A 2,875-nucleotide genomic window follows, 5' to 3' on the forward strand; every position below is an offset into this window, starting at 1 on the left:
GCGGTCCTGCAGGTGCTGGATAAAGGCAATGCCGTCAATGGTTACGTTCTCGTCAAAGGCCAGTCCCAGGTACTTGGTAAAAGAGCTTTTACCGGATCCATAAAAACCGGACACCCAGACACCCACCTCGTTTTCACCACCTGCTTCCATTGCCGCCTGCATTTTCCCAAGCAGTTTTTCAAACTGCTCTTCAATGCTTTCGGTGACCACGTATTCTGAGATTTCAGCCTTGAGACCGGCTTGCTGGGAAGCACCATAGGTGATTACTTTTTCAATGGTGCGGTAAATGTCCTTATTTGTATCGAATAAATTTTTAATTTCCATGGCAGGTTCCTAAATTTTGAGTATCAACCACCAACGTGAACCGATCTGTAATTGCCGTCCTCCGGATAGAATCCTAAAAATTTCAGCTGGGTTTTGCCCGTTCGTGTTCCTGGATAAAAAAATATTGTGGGGAGCGTGAATTTGCCCTGGAGCCGGCTTTCAATGGCGCCTATCCTCATATAAGGATGCAATGCTTCAATGTCGGTAACCAACAGGATATTCCGGGGATCTGATTCCAGGTCTTCCAGCACAGCTTCGAGTTTTTTTTGCAGCGTACCGTTGCCCAGGGCATTGGCCAGAGCTTTATTGGTTTTGTCCCACTGCAAAGGTGCTTTGGTGTCGGCTGCCAACCAGATTTTTCGCAGCGGTGCCGCCTCAAGGATCTTGTTTATTTCAACGGCCATGGAAAAGATGTTCACCCTCCATCCTTCATTTTTAAGTTTGGCCGTCCAGGCAGGCATTTGACGTTTAACGTCAAGGATTTGCTTTGGGGAGAACACCAGGTAAAATATGGGCTCGAAACTGGCATGCCCAAGCTCCCGTCCCGTTTTGATCCGTTTGATCAATTCATTAAAATCAGCTTTCAGTGATGACATCAACGACCTCCTCCAAGCTGTTAAAACGCCAGCTGATTCGTGTTACATCTGCGGCTGACTGAACAATCAGCCAGTCTTTTTTTGAAATTCGTTTCAACTCCTCTCTAACATCATCCGGCGTCAATCCAAACAGCTGCCATAAATTGTGTTTGATGATGCGATTGTCACCCATCTGTTGAAAATGCAGCCAATATGAAAAAAAGAGCAGGGTATATTCCTCAAGACGGATGGATTGGATTTGCCTGACAGGGGATCGCTTGGATGACAACATACCATAATCTGCGCAGCATCCAATCAAATAAGATGAGACTCTGCGTATGGTTGTTTCGGACCAGGGCTTTTGGGTTTTCCCTTCATTGACGGCCTGGCTGACAAAATCTCTGGCATCATCAATTGAAAGCATGTCTCGTCCGCCGGGATACCGGTTCCAGTAAATCTCTATTATGAAGTTAAAAAGAATCTGGTTGGCCAGCGCAGTAAACACGAATAGATGCTGGTTAAAAACATGTGCCGGTGCATTTTGGCTAATCGGTTTCAGAAATCTTGCTGAGTCTGTTTTCAGATATCTGGGTGAAAAGCATTCGCCAATTATATTTTTCAACCGCCTGGCAGAAACCATGGGAAACAGTCCGGACTCTAAGGCTGCATAATAGAGTTCACTCACTGTCATCCCGGGTTTGTAAATCGACAATAACGACTTTGTCTCTTCAATAAGGCCCAAGCCCGCCTGAAGTTGTGTCGTATATCTTATTTTTGAACCGCCGGTCATATACATCTCATGTAAGGAAACGTTTTATAATCACCTTGAAAGGCTGAAATATAGTGCGACCGGGAGATTTGAATCAATGCATCCAATTTATTATCCGCGTATTGGCCCACGGTAACAGGTCCATCTGATTCTTTGACAGTATCTTCACCCAATTCTTTAAGTCTTTCAACTGCTGTGTCGTGGCTTTTCAGGAAGTCAGACATGTTGTTAATGACTTTATGCGCCTGTATGCACTGAAAAAGTGCCCGTTCGATAGAATCCGGGAGTCGATAAAGGTGATAGTGCTTACCGATGCCTATATGTTCGTCATGGACAATCGACGCCGCCTGACAGACGCCGCTGTATTGAGCCACATCAATGGAATTGGGGTAAATCGGCCCAAGAAACGCTCTGCTTGATGGTGACAAAAAAGAAGAACCCCACCAGGATGTCTGCTGTTTTTCACCTAAAAAGCCGACCAGTATCCTTGTTTCACATATACGCTGCATTGAGTCCGGTTTCATTAATCATCCCTTGTTAAATCAAATTTATTCATACTGTATATGACTCGACAGGCTGTTACAAAATGCTGATTTCCCCAATTTTTGCGTTGGAGAAATAAATTTGGTCCTCAAAATACTGTAAGTAGAGAGGTTCCGAGAACAATAATTCATGTAATAGAAAATAAAAAGCATCATTGTTTTATTTAAAGTTTTTGTTATAAATATCTTTGCTATTTCCCCTCTCTTGTGGCATCTAAAAAGGTTCAACTATAAATGTAGATATTTTTCGAAAGGAATTAAAATAATGGAGGAACGGTACATCCCTTCCCAGGTCGAGCCCAAATGGCAGGAATACTGGAAAAACACCCAGCTTTTCAAAGTGGAAGAAGACTCGTCCAGGGAAAAATATTATCTGCTTGAAATGTTTCCCTACCCTTCGGGAAAGATTCATATGGGGCATGTGCGCAATTACACCATCGGAGATGTGGTGGTCCGCTACAAGCGCATGAGAGGGTTTAATGTCATTCATCCCATGGGATGGGACGCCTTTGGTATGCCTGCAGAGAATGCTGCCATTGATAACAATACCCATCCGGCAGCCTGGACCTATGACAATATCCGGGCCATGCGGGCCCAGCTTAAGAAAATGGGGTTTTCCTATGACTGGGACAGAGAAATTGCCACCTGCCGGCCGGAATACTACC

The 2,875-nt window shown here is 44.5% G+C and carries 5 protein-coding genes; 1 reads left to right on the plus strand and 4 read right to left on the minus strand.

Features of this window, described 5'->3' with window-relative positions:
- From B3D59_RS17930 to B3D59_RS17945, 4 genes are all read right to left on the minus strand, one after another.
- Nucleotides 1–324 (minus strand): hypothetical protein (locus tag B3D59_RS17930; RefSeq protein WP_286822514.1); only part of this gene is annotated, 324 nt, incomplete at its 3' end.
- A gap of 23 nt (nt 325–347) precedes the next feature.
- The gene (locus B3D59_RS17935) at nt 348–920 is read right to left on the minus strand and encodes a BREX protein BrxB domain-containing protein (protein WP_004072953.1); all 573 of its coding nucleotides are present in this window, start codon (nt 918–920) and stop codon (nt 348–350) included.
- On the minus strand, nt 901–1,689 hold the full coding sequence (locus tag B3D59_RS17940; protein WP_286822515.1) for a BrxA family protein: 789 nt from the start codon (nt 1,687–1,689) through the stop codon (nt 901–903). Before B3D59_RS17940 ends, B3D59_RS17935 begins: the two co-directional genes overlap by 20 nt.
- Nucleotides 1,686–2,192: a BrxE family protein gene (locus B3D59_RS17945; protein WP_286822516.1), complete on the minus strand. Its 507-nt coding sequence runs from the start codon at nt 2,190–2,192 to the stop codon at nt 1,686–1,688. Before B3D59_RS17945 ends, B3D59_RS17940 begins: the two co-directional genes overlap by 4 nt.
- 283 nt (nt 2,193–2,475) lie before the next feature.
- Between B3D59_RS17945 and B3D59_RS17950 the strand changes: the two genes are divergently transcribed.
- Nucleotides 2,476–2,875: class I tRNA ligase family protein (locus B3D59_RS17950; RefSeq protein ID WP_286822517.1), on the plus strand; the 400-nt coding region annotated here is incomplete at its 3' end.

This window comes from Desulfobacter sp. UBA2225, assembly GCF_002348205.1.
GTDB lineage: Bacteria > Desulfobacterota > Desulfobacteria > Desulfobacterales > Desulfobacteraceae > Desulfobacter > Desulfobacter postgatei.

Coding starts and splice junctions, on each gene's coding strand:
- B3D59_RS17935 (WP_004072953.1), bottom strand. CDS start 920: ATGTCATCACTGAAAGCTGATTTTAATGAATTGATCAAACGGATCAAA.
- B3D59_RS17945 (WP_286822516.1), bottom strand. CDS start 2,192: ATGAAACCGGACTCAATGCAGCGTATATGTGAAACAAGGATACTGGTC.
- B3D59_RS17940 (WP_286822515.1), bottom strand. CDS start 1,689: ATGACCGGCGGTTCAAAAATAAGATATACGACACAACTTCAGGCGGGC.